The sequence below is a fragment of the Enterococcus pallens ATCC BAA-351 genome (assembly GCF_000407485.1).
GTDB lineage: Bacteria > Bacillota > Bacilli > Lactobacillales > Enterococcaceae > Enterococcus_A > Enterococcus_A pallens.
The window spans coordinates 586,210-600,899 of record NZ_ASWD01000002.1; the positions used below are offsets into that span (position 1 = coordinate 586,210).

A 14,690-nucleotide genomic window follows, 5' to 3' on the forward strand; every position below is an offset into this window, starting at 1 on the left:
AGGTTCGTTCTTGTACAAACAGAAGGATACAAAAGGATTATGCAAAACTTGTGCAAATTTACGGGAATCGACTATTTTTGCTTTTACCCGCTGGCGTTGTTTGGTAGACTATTTTACATACTATAAAAGCGAGGTCGCTATGAATAAAAAAATATCGCTGAATGTCTGGATTGAAGGTACGCTGATTGCTGCTTTGGCAATGAGTCTATCCTTTCTGCCCGTTCAATCATTAAATGCCAGTTTAGATTTGTCGTTAGGACTTGTCCCCTTAGTATTGTATTCCTTTCGTCGCGGGTTAGCGCCTGCTTTGATGGCAGGCTTTACTTGGGGCTTGCTTACCATCGTGGTGGGTTCGGCTATGCGCAACTTTATCAGTGTGCCGCAAATTATTTTTGAATACCCCTTTGCCTTTACCTTTGGCGGAATGGGCGGTGTGCTGTCCCAAAAGCTGCATACGGCCATAAAGGCTCAGCAAAAACGCAAATCAATTTTCTTGATTATTGCAGGCGGCTTCATCGCTGCCTTCAGTCGCTGGTTTTGGCATTATTGGGCCGGTGTGTTTGTCTGGGGCGCCTATGCTCCTGAGAATATGAATCCCTTTTTGTATTCCTTTATTTTTAACGGGACATCAGCATTAGCCAATGGCATTTTTGTGTCAGTCGTTCTAGTGTTTATTTTCAACGTCTCCCGTTCGTTGTTTGTTCCTAGAGAATCACCAAAATCCCTCTAACACAATTGTCAGAGGGATTTTTTGACTTAAAACTTACCTAACCGTTTTTTGGTTTCGATATAAATCAGCGGAGCAATCGATAAACCTAGCACTAGCAGCCAATGGCTCATGGTCAAATTGGTAAAGCCAAAGACTCTGGCAGTTGACTGTAAGTTTACTAGCAGCAGAATAATAACCGTACCGGCAATTGTCGTAGTTAGCAACAGCTTATTAGTCAAAAAGCCGATGGTGAAAATTGAGCGGCTGCTGCGGCAATTGTACATATGAATAATTGTCGTTAAGCCCAATACAATAAAGGTCATCGTATTAGAAATCAGCAATGAGGGTGCTGTATTCTGCAAAGCTACCGAGTGACCCACATAAATTGCCGCTAAGGTCAGCACCGTAAATACGACCGAAATCTCGATAATCTTCTTCAATAAACCATTAGCGAAAATACTAGTGCCTTTTTTGATTGGTTTTTCCAGCATGATGTCTTTAGCTGCCGGTTCCACACACAGACTTAAGCCGGGAATACCATCAGCAACTACTTTAATAATCAGCAGCTGAATTGCAGTCACTGGGGCTCCCCAGCCAACAATCATCGAAATCAATACAATCGTCAAAGCTGAGATGTTGCAGCCTAACATGGCATACAAGGATTTCCGAATGTTGCTGTAGACTCGCCGTCCTTCTTTGACTGCATCGACAATCGTAGCAAAGTTGTCATCTAACAGCACCATATCTGAGGCTTCCTTCGCAACCTCGGTCCCGCTGCCCATCGAAATGCCCACATCCGCCGCTTTCAAGGCTGGTGCATCGTTTACTCCATCCCCGGTCATGGCCACTGTTTCGCCGTTCTGCTGGAGGGCTTTGACGATTCGAATTTTGTCTTCTGGCGTTGTTCGAGCAAATACTCGATACTCATGAATTTCTTGTGATAACTGTTCATCGGATAATTTGCTTAAATCAGCCCCGGTCATAGCCTTGGTACCTGGCTCCAGAATGCCCACATCCGCTGCAATTTTTTGGGCTGTCAGCAGGTGGTCACCCGTGATCATAATTGGACGAATCCCGGCCTTTTTAGCTACCTCCACCGCATGATAGCTTTCCTTGCGGGCCGGATCAATAATTCCGATGAAGCCGCCGAAGCTTAGCTGTTCTTCAATAGCAGCGGCGTTTAAATCCTCCGGCAGCTGTTCATATTTTTTGTAAGCAACTCCCAGTACTCGGTACGCTTGGCTGGCTAGATCATCGTGAATGTTCATCAGCTCGGTCTTATCCTCCACAATTGCCAGACGATCAAACGCACCTTTAGTTACTGAGAGGTAGCCGTCTTCCGTTTGATAAATCACCGTCATCCGTTTGCGTTTGGAGTCAAAGGGAATTTCATGTACTCGCTGAAACTTAGTTAAATGCTGCTGCAATTTTTGTTGATCAAACAGCTGTTCAGCCGCTTTTTTGATTGCTAGTTCCGTGGGATTGCCAATATTTCCTTCATCACCAGTAATGTTGCTGGCTAAGTAAAAATACAGCAGCAGCTCTTTTTCGCTTAAATTTTTGTCAGCAGGATAAATTTTTTCAATCGACATTTTATTTTCAGTGATTGTACCGGTTTTATCCGAGCAAATTATTGATACGTTTCCGATCGTTTCAACTGCTGTAGGGGTTCGCACAATCGTATTGCGCTTAGCCATGTTACGAATACCAAAGGACAACGAAATAGTAACCACCACTGGCAGCACCTCTGGAATAGCAGCCACCGCCATGGAAATAGCCGTCATCAACGTTGTTTCAATCGCATAACCGCGAACAAAACCAATCAGAATGGCTAAGACGCCTGCCAAAATCGCCAACAGCCCTAAGCTTTTTCCTAGCTTTTGCATCCGAATCTGTAGCGGTGCCAGGGTTGGAGCCGCCTCGGTCAGCATACCGGAGATTTTACCAATTTCCGTAGCCATTCCGGTGGTTTCTACCACCGCTGTTGCCCGTCCGCTAACCACCATGGAACCTGAGAAAATACGATTTTTCATATCACCAATCGAATCGCTCTCGCTTGGAACATACGCCACATCCTTTTCACTAGGTTCACTTTCTCCAGTTAAGAAGGATTCATCCACTAAAAAGTTAGTGGCACTAAGCAGTAGTGCATCAGCAGGCACCCGATCCCCTAATTCCAGCTGCAGCAAATCATCCGGCACAATGTCAGTACTTTTGATGCTGACCAAACGTCCCTCGCGATAAACCTTGGATTCGGGGACATTAAAACTCTTCAGCTCATCCATCGATTTTTCTGCCTTTTTCTGCTGACGAATGGATAGATAAATATTTAAGATAACAATCCCCACAATAACTAGCGGCTCCGTCAAATCATCGGGATGGTTTTGATACGCAACATAACCAGACAGACCTGCTGCCACGATCAGGATCAAAATCGTGATGTCCTTCAGCGCATCCCACAGGTAACGCAGAAAACTTTTCTTCGCTTCCTGCTGAATCGTATTCTCTCCATACTTTGCTAACCGTTCCTTCACTTCGCTGGCTGTAAGCCCTTTGTTGTTCCAATTTTTATTCATGCCTGTTACCTCCTAACAAAAAAAGCCAGTCAAACTAACCACAAAAGCCTACAGTTAGTTTGGCTGACTTTTTGAAGTACCCATCCGGCGATCGGTACTAAGTCTATTTTTCAATTGGCTCTATTCTTTCACATTAGACTTAGAAAATCAACAAATATCTTCCAAAAAATTCCGATAAAAAAACAGAGAATGGCTATAACCCTTGATAATTCTAGCTTTCAGCTGTTTAAAAAATTCCTAATTATTTTTTATCCCTGCAAGCGTTCGGCCAAAATCAGCCGTTTTCCAATCGCCTGCTACAGCTTCATGCTGTAAGGTCAATTTTTTTCAGACTAGCATGAAAAAAGCCAACCACCCGAAAGTGATTGGACAACAATACTATAATATAAACTCACTGTTTTCCCGCGTTAATTGGCTGCCAACACTTTCCACTTGGAGCTGTTCCTTGAAAAGCTTGCTTAATTCAGCAGCCGCTTCATTTGCCCGCTCGGCTTGTTCCGAATTGATGGCTTCAATAAAAAAGACGGCATTCGTTGTTTTCTCTGTCAGCATCGTCCGTTTTGCTTCTCGCCAGTTCAAGCAGCGGCAAACGGCTCCAGCTTCATCATAGTAAATGATTTCTCCTTCAAGAGCCGGGGCATCCTTCTCTGCTCCCAATGGGAAAAAAGCTTCGCCGCCTTGGGCTTTTCCTAAATGCAAATCACCTTGAAGCTGTTCAATATCTTCACCACCGCAGGGAACACCGTATTTAAGTGAAACGCTGTTGTAAACATCCACTAAAGGATTGATGGGTAAAAAATCACGCCCTTGCTTCGCCCTCTTCAATAAAGCTTCGATTGAGGAACGAGCCCCTTTTTTAGTTTTGAATTGGCTAAAGGCTTCTCGCCACTGGGCCACGACGGGATTCTCACTAATAGACTCCGCCTGGACAAATTGTTGGGCTGTTTGACTTGCTTCTGATAAAAGCTGCTTTAAGCTATCTTCCTGGCCTGCTTGGAAATGGTTATCCACCCCTTTAACAACTAATACATTTATTTGTCCTTGTGGGAATAATTCCCAAAAGGCTGGATCAATGATGACTTTTTTCATAACGACTCTCCATTCACTTAATAGTTTCGCTTATTTCCTTTTTTGACAAACTCCCAATCAGAGCTGACATTTCCTCGTACGATACTCAAAGCTTCCTGCAGCTGCTGAATATCTGCTGCTGTTAAGCCAGCCAAAGCGGTTTGGGTAGAATACTCATTTTCTCGCATAATGTACGGGTAAAGCTCTTGGCCTTTCTCAGTGACATACAGCCGTTTGATCTTTTTATTGATGGGGTCCTCCTGTCGATAAATGAACCCTTTTTCCTGCAGGCGGTTAATTGCTCGAGAAATGGTCGTGCGATCAACCATAATCAATTCTGCTAACTGCTCCTGAATAATTCCAGGATTTTCATAAATCCGGACTAAGTACAGGTACTGCCCCCGATTCAAATCAAGCTCTTTAAATTCGATGTTGCTGATGGAATCCAAGGCTCGAGCAATCATTCCAATCTCTCTTAATACTTCGTTCATTGCTTCAGCCCCTTTGTGTGTTTTACTTTACTCTATTTTTGTTGCAAATGCAACAATATTTAATGATAGCTTGTTGATACTTTTAAGCGAATTTTTATTGAAAGCCAAAAATTGGCCTTTGACATCTGGAAATAGCCTTCTCATCCCTTTTTTTATTGAAATAAATCAGAAAAAATTAGGTACACCATATTTTTCGCTTTCGTTATACCTTATTTAGGTGTATGATAGATTCGAAATGATCGATTGAAAGGTGGTTTTTTAATGAGCGAGAAGAAACATAAGCTGGTTGACCATGCCAATGGCCCATCACTGCAGGAGATAAATGGAACCGTGATTGTTCCGAAGGGGAAGGGCTTTTGGCGAACCTTGTTGGCTTATTCCGGGCCAGGTGCATTAGTAGCAGTTGGCTACATGGACCCCGGAAACTGGTCAACATCGATTACTGGCGGCCAAAACTTTCAATATTTGTTAATGTCGGTAATTTTAATGTCTAGCTTGATTGCTATGCTGCTGCAATATATGGCCTCAAAATTAGGGATTGTTACCCAGATGGATTTGGCTCAAGCGATTCGGGCCCGTACTAGTAAAAAGCTGGGAATTGTTTTGTGGATCTTAACGGAGCTGGCGATTATGGCTACGGATATTGCAGAGGTTATCGGGGCAGCGATTGCCTTGTATCTGCTGTTTAATATTCCGTTAGTCATCGCCGTCTTTATTACTGTTTTTGATGTTTTATTGCTGCTTTTGTTGACTAAGATCGGCTTTCGAAAAATCGAAGCCATTGTGGTCTGTTTGATTTTTGTCATTTTGTTTGTGTTTATTTATCAAGTGGCCTTATCCAATCCTGATTGGGGAGCAATGTTCAAGGGCTTTATCCCAAACAGTCACACCTTTTCTAACGAACCGTCAATTGGAGGACAAACACCCTTGACTGGAGCACTGGGAATTATCGGGGCTACGGTTATGCCTCACAATCTATACTTGCATTCAGCTGTTTCGCAAACTCGAAAAATTGATCACAGCGATGAAGCAAGTGTCGCCGAAGCGGTTCGCTTTTCTACTTGGGATTCCAATATTCAGCTGACCATGGCTTTCTTCGTCAATGCATTGCTTTTGATTATGGGAGTGGCTGTGTTTAAGACGGGTGCAGTGAAGGACCCTTCCTTCTTTGGTTTATATCAGGCCCTTTCTGATCCGTCTACTCTAAGCAATGGGATTTTGATCACCGTGGCTAAATCTGGTTTGCTGTCCACCTTGTTTGCGGTGGCTTTGCTGGCCTCTGGTCAAAATTCAACGATTACTGGAACCTTGACCGGGCAAGTAATTATGGAGGGCTTCATTCATATGCGGATGCCAATTTGGCTGCGAAGATTAGTTACTCGTTTGATTTCTGTTGTTCCTGTTTTAGTTTGTGTCCTGTTAACCAGCGGCAAAGGAACGATTGAGGAGCATGAAGCGTTAAATAACCTAATGAACAACTCGCAAGTCTTTCTGGCTTTTGCTTTGCCGTTTTCCATGATTCCGCTATTGATGATGACTGACAGCCGAGCAGAAATGGGAGAAAGATTCAAGAATACCTTAATGGTAAAAGTTTTAGGCTGGATTTCAGTGATTGGGTTGACTTATTTGAACCTGATTGGTTTACCAGGTCAAATTGAAGGCTTTTTCGGCGATCAAGCCTCCACCGATCAATTACTATTGGCTGATTCCATCGCTTATGTCATTATTGTTTTAGTCTTGCTGCTCTTGGCCTGGACTATTTATGATTTGTATAAAGGCAATAAACGCGTTGAAGAAGCCTTACTGAAAGAAGGAAGTCATTGATGGTAAATCATGAGGTTTTAGAAAAGTTCCAATGTATGCTGGTCGGTGTAGATGATTCGGAAAATGCCCAAAAGGCTTTTAAATATGCGGTGGATCGTGCGTATCAAGAAGGTGCTAAATTGATTATTTGTACGATTTTGGAAATCAATGAGATGAATGTCTACGAGGTAATGGATGATACTCACATGACTCAACAGCGAAAAAACTTAATTCACCAGCTGGAAGAATATCGGAAATACGCCGTCGCTCATGGGGTAAAGGAGATTGAACTAATGTCAGAGGAAGGTGACCCGGCGGAAAAAATAATCAATGCCATTTTGCCGAATACTCAAGCTGACTTATTGGTTATCGGATCGCGAGCTCACCATGGGATTCAGGGGTATTTTGGTACGAGTGCCTCCTATATAGCAAAGCATTCACCAATTTCAGTAATGATTATCAAATAAACAAAGTCTGGAATGCTTGGTTCATTCCAGACTTTGTTTTATTTGATCGGTAAACTTACCCTTGCGATAAATTGTCCGGCTTCCTGCTGCAGGAGCAGCTCGCCTCCAAGGGATTTCAACGACTGCTCCACAATGGAAAGGCCTAAGCCGGTTCCTGACAAATGGGTATTGCGGGATTGCTCTCCTACAACAAACGGATCAGTTAGCTGAGAAAATTGCTGCGGTGACAGAGGAGCGGCTTTATTTTCAAACGTTAAGCTATATTTGGTTGCCTGCCGCTGACCTTTAATCGTCATTTTTTTATCTAAGCTGTACTTCAAGCCGTTAGTCAATAGATTCAATACTACAATTTCCAGTAAGGCCTCATTCGTAGCAAGCACACTGGACTCCAGCTGGGCGTCCACCTGAAAAGCAGGATCAATTACCTGCTGCTGGTGCAGCTTTTTATCCAATAGAGCTTGAATATCCACAGAGGTTATCGCGATTTCTTCCTTCAGCTGCTGACTGTAAGCCAATATTTGTGTCACCAGCTCATTCATATTGGCTAGCTGCTGATCAATATCACTTAAAAAAGTTGGACTGTTCAGCCCCATCTCTTCACTATCCACCAGCAGCTGCATCACTGAAAGCGGCGTCTTCAGCTCATGGGCCAAATTAGCCGAAAAAGTTTTCAGCTGATCGTTGCGCTCCAGCATTTCCATCTCATGCTGCTGCAGCGAACGCTTCATGTGATTAATCGACTGACTCAAGCTGCCTAACTCGTTTTCCTCCTGAATATCCGAATCAGCAAAATTCAAATTGGAAATACTGCGGGTCGCCTGCTCCAGCCGGCCAATTGGTTTAATAATTTGTTTACGCACTAATAATACAATCAAACCAAACAGCAGCAGCAAAAACACCACGGTTGTCGCTATCAAAATCGGCAGCAGCGTCTGAATCGCCGCTTTAAAATCAGGAATACTCGTACCAATCATATACAGCTGCTGGTCCTGCACTAAAAAGATTGTGTAAAAATCATTCTTTTGCTTCGTTTGATTGTACAAACGCTGAACTGAACGGCCAGCCTGCAGCGCCTCCAAGGTAGTGGTGTCCACCCAAAAACGATTTAAGGAAATCCCATTTTGATTCAGGCGAAAGGCTAGCTCATTCGTCAGCTCCTCTTCGGTAGCAAAGCTCTCTCTCTCCACTTTAACCAGTACCAGATCATCTGAAAGTAGCGGCTGCTTTCCCTGCTGCAGCATTTCCTGCGCCTGCTTGACCGGCTGCTCCATTTTCCAATAATAGTACGTAGGAAAAACCCAGCGGTAAAATAAGCCAAAGAGAACCGCCACAACCACAAAAATCAAGGCAATCCGCTGAATAAATCTCCGGGTTAAGCTACTCTTCGGGTAATTCAAAGCGATACCCCGTTCCGTAGACCGTATGGATAAATCCCTTGCCCAGCTTGCCACGCATGATTCGCACAAAGCTGTCCACAGTTCTTTCATCATTCTCATTATCTGAACCCCAAACTGCCAGTAAAAGCTGTTCGCGGGTCAGGACCTGCTGCTGGTTTTGGTAAAAATAATAGAGCAGATCATATTCTTTTTTAGTTAAATCCAACTCCTGATGATGCAGCAGTACCCGTTTTTCTTGAGGAATAAACACCAATGGCTGCTTCAAATTTTGTTGGATAACGCCTAAAAGCTTCGCCACTCGTACCAGCAGAACACTCGCATGAAACGGCTTCGCCAAATAATCATCCACACCGGCAATCAGCGCCTCCACTTCATCCTCCGGCATATTTTTGGCCGTTAGCATCAAAATTTTTATATTGTATTCCTGCTTCATCTGCTGAGCAACTTCCAACCCGTTAATTTTAGGCATCATCCAGTCCAAAATCACCAGATCAAATTTCTCCTGGTAAAAAGCCTCTAGCGCCTCTTCGCCATCGGTGGCCTCCACTACCGTATAGCCTTCATGCACCAAGAAGCGCTTCAGCAATTCCCGCATCTTATCTTCATCTTCACATAGTAAGAGCTTCATCTTAAAAAGTCCTTTCTCTTAGCTATCCAAATTATACTCATTATGCTTCATTTTACTATTCAATCACGCCATCTTAATAAATTCTAACAAAAAACGATCCATCCTATCACAAAGGATGAATCGTTTTGACTTAATTAGCTGGCGGGTCCCAAATAATTAAGGTCCAAGCAGTTTCATATAATGGTTCTGTATCTGTAGTTTTCTCGTAAGCTTCAAAGACAATTCGATATTCGCCGTTAAAGCTTTCGTTTAATTGGTTTTTAAACCTGATGGTAAATGGATTAGTTACTGCTGGATCAAGCCCACTTGGCAGAGGGGTGGCTATTATATCTGACCAAGCAGTTTCTGGGTAATAATTAGTACCGACCTTCTTTTGAAGAACTGGTACCACTTTTTCTATATTTGTTGCGTTGAACCTCATAGCTGCCTGCTGATTACTTGTTTGGTTATACACCAGTGAAGAATCCGTCGTACTTACCTTTAATCCGGACTGAACAGACGGCACAATCTGGAAATTTAGTTCCTTACTGTTTAAGACTTCTTCACCATTCAATGAATGGCTTGCAGAATAGCTTTTACGGGCGGAAACCTTTATTTCGTAATTTTTTCCAGCTGTCAGTGCTTGAACATCTGTATAGATAGTCAGCTGGTAAGGCAAATTCCGTAACGTATTCGTAATGGTTCCTGCTGGATAGACAAACTGCAGGTCGCCATTTACGTTTTTGGGTCTGATTAAACTGCCAGGATTATTTGCATCCTGCCTATTTTGAAGCAATACTCCCTGTGGCCAATTCACCTTAGTTGCTGTTGAGCCGTTTACCTCATACAATTCCAGATTCAGAGCCAGCGATTTGTCCTGATTATAGCTGTCTATCGCCCCTGTGATATCACTGAGGGTGAATACTCCATTCACTTGAATTGGCTCATGAGGCTGATAAGTCCCAGCATTCAATAGAGAAGTCGTATTGGTAATTGAACGTTTTTGTTCAATAATGAACCCTTCATTGCCTACTGGTGCATTTTCATCAAAATCAAGCTGCAAACCAATCGTATCTGTATCTGATGGCACTGCATCTTGATTGGCAAAATCAAAGATAAATAGATAGGACAAGTTTTTGGCCTCTTTCACATGCTGACTGATGGTTTCCATCGTTAAGAACTCTGGTGAAGCTGTTTCCGTCCCCATTTTAGCAAATTTAGTTAACTTGATTTCCTTCTGCTGCACAGACGAAGTATTTTTATAGTAATAATACTCTGGTTTTACCCTTTGACCATCTGTCCCCATAGACTGAACCTTCATCAAGATCGTATCTTCAGGAGGCAGTCCGTTTACGGAGGAACCAGCAGAATCAATTGTTCCAAATTTTAAATAAATATCCTCTTCGCTTGCATTCACAGGCAAACTGTCGATTGATGAAACTTCATAAGCCACTTGAAGGGTAAACGCACCATCCTCTAAAGTAGTAATGCTGTTTCCTGTATCGGTAAACTCACGATAAACCTTCCCAGCTGTTAAAGCTGGATGAGCCTCAATGGTAGAAGCCTTGCGTTTAATGTTCAAGATAATCGTAAACAAAAGATCATCGCTGCCTGCAGAAGAATAGGTTAATACTACTTGGCGATCACCAAACGTATCATTGATGTTATTCGTATTATAAATCTTGTAATTCAGGTTATTGGAATTGTCCGTTGTGCCTACTGCGAGATTATTTGTTAATGCCGTACTCAAATCTTTAAAGGCCGTTTCCTCACCTAGGTTAGTAATATTGAGCCCAGTGCCAAAGCCAAAGGTAGTATTTCCATAGCTGACTGGCTCATTTATATTGGCACCAATTTCAGCAATTGAGGCCAAGTTCATATTCTCTAAGCTTGAAGAGGTCAATTGATTGATTTGCAAATCAAAGTGATTAACGAAGCTAGGCAATGCCACATTTGCTGTTTTATTCCAGCCCTCACTTTCACCGTTGGGATAATCGGTTGATTTATAAGCCCAAATATCGATCGTTTTAGGTGCTGGTCGGTACCGTATTCGTAACGTATTTTCTGGTGCAAGATCATTAAATTCATTTCTTGAGCCATTCATACTGTAAATAAAAGAAACGTACGGCGTCCAATACGCCTTTTTCCCCGCAAGAGTCGCAAAGTCGGCAGAATTATCCGAGCTGTAAGCTAGCGGCATATCTGCCGTCATTTCCTCTCCAAAGGGAATGATATAGCCTGTTTCTTCGTTCGGCTCGGCAACAACCTTAATCATTGTCACACTGTCTAAACTATCATCCACCTGACGATATTCTTTATAGTCTGCATGCGTAGCATCCCCTGCAAAGCTGGCATTTCCATTATGGAATTTTTTGCCTCGATCGGTCGAATAGCGAATCGTATAGGTTACCCCTTTAGTCGATTGAATGGTCACCCGCCCTTTTAAAGACAAGGAATAATCGGGCTTCGATTGCTGAGCATTTCTCCACTCCGGAACCAGCCCTTCTTTAGCAATCGGTAAATAAAAGACAAAGCGACCGTTGTTGTCCACTTCTCCTGCCTGTCTGACATTTTTGAAGAAGAATTTAGAATTAAAAATGGTGGCATTCTGATCTAACAGGCCATTGCCTTTACTGGCAGTAGGATCGTTGGTAACGTTGGAGGACAGCTCCAGGTCGTAGCCAAAATCCAATTTGGCAGGATTCGTGTTGAATACGTATCCCAGTTTGGTGGCAGCCAGATAAGTAGTGCCCTTATCAGTGTAAAAACCAGCTTTTCCTGCTCCTAGTTTTGCAGCAATGCCCCAGCTATCTGCAACAAGACTGCTCGAATAGCTGCCTGAAAGATGCGCAGCCAACTTTTGATCTGTCACAAACAACAGCTCGCGATAGGAAATGGCTTCCGATCGTGCCCGAATATTGACAGCCATTTGATAATTGATCGTAATTGCTTCCCCAATCAACTCTCGATCTTCATTATAATAGCCCAGCCCATCACTGTTGGTCGGCTTGACATAATACAGCTTGCTCTCATCGTCCAATAAAATAGGATCATCTACTGTATAACTAAGCTGTCGATTATTTTGCGTTAGCTTAATGGATCCGACATCCAGATCCATATCCAGCGGTGTTCGAATTAGAAAAACAGGATTTGGCGCGTAGTTAGTGGCACCATATGGGTAAAAGCTGGCTATAGCATTTGCATTAACGGTTACTTTCTTGCCAACATCCACTGCATGATTAATCGTACTAAGGGTCTGCCCATTCTCATTTTTTATCGTCATTCTTGTTCCAGAATCATCCAATAATAACCCGACATCTTTGTTAGTGGGCTCTTTTTCAATGATGGTCGTTGTAGAGGAACCGTTTAATGTGTCGCCTGAATAACCCGGCGCTGGCTTTATTTCAAAATTTGCCACTCCTTTAGAATTAGTGTTGCCGAAGGTATGGCCCAAAAATTGTCCGCCGCCTTCTTTCGGTCGACCACTGTCACCACTAATATAGTTAGGTGAAGTGATCTCCAAATCATAGGCTAATTCTTTGATATAGTAATCGTTAATGTCAAAGTCCGCCGGCAAGGATTCTGTGAAGGTTCCTCCAGACAACATCTGACGATTCACATAATAATAGTAGCGTTCTTTCGGCTTGTCATACCCTAGAAGATTTGATTTCTTTCCATCTGATCGGCTGATTTTAACATCTTGATATTGCTGACTGGGTGTTAGTGCATAGGTTCCTTTTACTAGATTTTCACCAGCAGGAGCTCCTTTTTTTTGCAAAATAAAGTCAAAATTGTAAGTATACTCACGAGATTCGGCCAGCGTTGCCGTAGTAGCATAAACGGTCCAAAACTGCACAGTAGTAACTCCGTAATTCCAAGTTGTTCCGGTGTCAAACTTGTAGGTAGCTCGTGCCGTTCCTAAGGCAGTCGAATCATTTCTGATTAAGGCGTTACCTAACAGCGTTATTGCCTCAGTATCTTTAACCGAGATAGTTGAATGCTTCGACGGATCATTAATGAAAGCAAATTTAAAAGCAGAATTACTAGTAATTGTTGCTTGATTTGTCGGATCAGTGAGAGGAATCTGGGTATTCTCTTCCATTACTGGTGTTCCATCTTCTGCGTATCGATAATTATGAAAGATCCAGCCTAAACTATTCTGCGTATAAAACAGCGAATTGCCTTCAGCAAAGGATTCCCCTTCTTCATTCTCTTCACTGAACAAACGATAATACAAGGAGAGATCAACAACGTTTATCAGATATTCTTGATTGGGATTGGCTAGAGAATAGGTGACGATCTTTCTTCCATCCGCTAAGTCATCTACCGAATAAGTAACAATTTGCTCACCATTGTTTGCTTGAGTAATACTGTTTACCCAAGCATCCATTTTATCTGTTAACAACTCTGCCGATAAATAATTGTTACCAGATAATTTTTTATATGGAACATACACCTGATAAGAAACATTGCCCACGTAATAAGCGTTGTTGCTGTTGTTTTCTGTTTTATTACGTAACCGTGGTTGAATAATCATTTGCAGCTCATCATCCAACGTTTGCGGTCCTAGATTAACAGAGCCGCTGTCAGGACTTCTAACCGTTGCTGTACGCTCAACCTCACTTGGAATAATAAAATCATCCATGACTAAGCTTTTAACCGGTGTATCATTTTCGATCAATTTGACTTTCAACGGCTGATGACGAACTAAGCTATCTCCGCTGATACCCGTCCAGAAATTGGGACTGTTGGTTGTTCCGTCTTCATAGTTAGGCAGCAAATTGATTCGAAAACCCAAGGTACCTACATAAGGAGACACATCAAAAACAATGGTCGCACCCGTTACATAATCCTTCGAAAAAGGGTCGGTTCCTGCTAAAGGGTCGACAAATGATGCCTTTTTAAAATTCAGACCCAGCTGATAGGTCACTGTATTTTCTATATCCTTTACCGAATAGCTGTTGATATTGGCATTGTCTTCTACAATCTGTTGCAAATGATCTTTTTTAACCAGAATACCTCGCGGAACAACGACCTCTATTTGTCTAGAGGTTGCCCCTGAAGCAGCATCGTTTAATTGAAATCCCAGCAAGTAGCCATCATTTTTTAGAACCTTCCAATTAACAGCCACCTGTTCAGCTTCCTGCTCGTCTCTTAAATAAACTGGGGTTAATTCTCCATTCACATCACTTTGGATACCTGAAATGAAGGTTTCATTTGCATCTCTTAAGGAATGGAGAAGATCCTGTTCCTCTTTTTCGTCTTCTTGACTTGTGGCAGTCTGTTCTTGTTCTCCTTCATCCACCAGTTCTTCATCTGAAGCATGGCTTTCAGCTATTGCTGGCGGAACTTCTTTAGACTCTGTAGACTCTTCTGTTGGCGTTTCGCTTTTTTCTATCGGAAGACTAGTTTTGTCGGCAAGCGTTTCTGCTGCACTGCTCTCTAGGCTATTTGACGTTTCACTTTCTGCTGCATAGGCCGGTTCCGTTAGTGCGACCACACTATTTGTTAAAGGAAGGGCGATTAATCCTGCTGCTAAAACAAGAAAAACGGCTTTTTTTAATTGTTTCAT

General features: G+C 42.7%; 9 protein-coding genes. 3 read left to right on the plus strand and 6 right to left on the minus strand.

The window, feature by feature from the left end; all coding sequences use genetic code 11:
* The first annotated feature begins 139 nt into the window (after nucleotides 1-139).
* Complete coding sequence (gene thiT / locus I588_RS09355; protein ID WP_010755277.1) at nucleotides 140-730, plus strand: energy-coupled thiamine transporter ThiT; 591 nt, start codon at nucleotides 140-142, stop codon at nucleotides 728-730.
* Between the two features lie 26 nt (nucleotides 731-756).
* On the opposite strand, the gene I588_RS09360 is transcribed toward thiT, so the two are convergent.
* The 3 genes from I588_RS09360 to I588_RS09370 all read right to left on the minus strand — a co-directional run bounded on the left by I588_RS09360 (nucleotide 757) and on the right by I588_RS09370 (nucleotide 4,844).
* Nucleotides 757-3,285 carry a cation-translocating P-type ATPase gene (locus I588_RS09360; RefSeq protein ID WP_010755276.1) on the minus strand — a complete coding sequence of 843 codons (2,529 nt, stop codon included), beginning with the start codon at nucleotides 3,283-3,285 and terminating at the stop codon, nucleotides 757-759.
* A gap of 378 nt (nucleotides 3,286-3,663) precedes the next feature.
* The gene (locus I588_RS09365; protein ID WP_010755275.1) at nucleotides 3,664-4,374 is read right to left on the minus strand and encodes a B3/B4 domain-containing protein; all 711 of its coding nucleotides are present in this window, start codon (nucleotides 4,372-4,374) and stop codon (nucleotides 3,664-3,666) included.
* A 17-nt stretch (nucleotides 4,375-4,391) separates the two neighbouring features.
* The gene (locus I588_RS09370; protein ID WP_010755274.1) at nucleotides 4,392-4,844 is read right to left on the minus strand and encodes a MarR family winged helix-turn-helix transcriptional regulator; all 453 of its coding nucleotides are present in this window, start codon (nucleotides 4,842-4,844) and stop codon (nucleotides 4,392-4,394) included.
* 261 nt (nucleotides 4,845-5,105) lie between these two features.
* On the opposite strand from I588_RS09370, the gene I588_RS09375 reads away from it, so the two are divergent.
* A complete protein-coding gene (locus I588_RS09375) occupies nucleotides 5,106-6,668 on the plus strand; it encodes an Nramp family divalent metal transporter (RefSeq protein ID WP_010755273.1) in 1,563 nt (520 codons plus the stop codon).
* Complete coding sequence (locus I588_RS09380; protein WP_010755272.1) at nucleotides 6,668-7,114, plus strand: universal stress protein; 447 nt, start codon at nucleotides 6,668-6,670, stop codon at nucleotides 7,112-7,114. The genes I588_RS09375 and I588_RS09380 overlap by 1 nt, the downstream gene beginning before the upstream one ends.
* A gap of 38 nt (nucleotides 7,115-7,152) precedes the next feature.
* Here the strand turns inward: I588_RS09380 and I588_RS09385 are convergent, their stop codons facing one another.
* The 3 genes from I588_RS09385 to I588_RS09395 form a co-directional block, all read right to left on the minus strand.
* Nucleotides 7,153-8,511: a sensor histidine kinase gene (locus I588_RS09385; RefSeq protein ID WP_034692306.1), complete on the minus strand. Its 1,359-nt coding sequence runs from the start codon at nucleotides 8,509-8,511 to the stop codon at nucleotides 7,153-7,155.
* Nucleotides 8,492-9,139: a response regulator transcription factor gene (locus I588_RS09390; protein WP_010755270.1), complete on the minus strand. Its 648-nt coding sequence runs from the start codon at nucleotides 9,137-9,139 to the stop codon at nucleotides 8,492-8,494. The genes I588_RS09385 and I588_RS09390 overlap by 20 nt, the downstream gene beginning before the upstream one ends.
* Before the next feature lie 130 nt (nucleotides 9,140-9,269).
* Complete coding sequence (locus I588_RS09395) at nucleotides 9,270-14,690, minus strand: hypothetical protein (RefSeq protein WP_010755269.1); 5,421 nt, start codon at nucleotides 14,688-14,690, stop codon at nucleotides 9,270-9,272.

Coding starts and splice junctions, on each gene's coding strand:
- thiT (WP_010755277.1), top strand. CDS start 140: ATGAATAAAAAAATATCGCTGAATGTCTGGATTGAAGGTACGCTGATT.
- I588_RS09380 (WP_010755272.1), top strand. CDS start 6,668: ATGGTAAATCATGAGGTTTTAGAAAAGTTCCAATGTATGCTGGTCGGT.
- I588_RS09390 (WP_010755270.1), bottom strand. CDS start 9,139: ATGAAGCTCTTACTATGTGAAGATGAAGATAAGATGCGGGAATTGCTG.
- I588_RS09365 (WP_010755275.1), bottom strand. CDS start 4,374: ATGAAAAAAGTCATCATTGATCCAGCCTTTTGGGAATTATTCCCACAA.
- I588_RS09375 (WP_010755273.1), top strand. CDS start 5,106: ATGAGCGAGAAGAAACATAAGCTGGTTGACCATGCCAATGGCCCATCA.
- I588_RS09395 (WP_010755269.1), bottom strand. CDS start 14,690: ATGAAACAATTAAAAAAAGCCGTTTTTCTTGTTTTAGCAGCAGGATTA.
- I588_RS09370 (WP_010755274.1), bottom strand. CDS start 4,844: ATGAACGAAGTATTAAGAGAGATTGGAATGATTGCTCGAGCCTTGGAT.
- I588_RS09360 (WP_010755276.1), bottom strand. CDS start 3,285: ATGAATAAAAATTGGAACAACAAAGGGCTTACAGCCAGCGAAGTGAAG.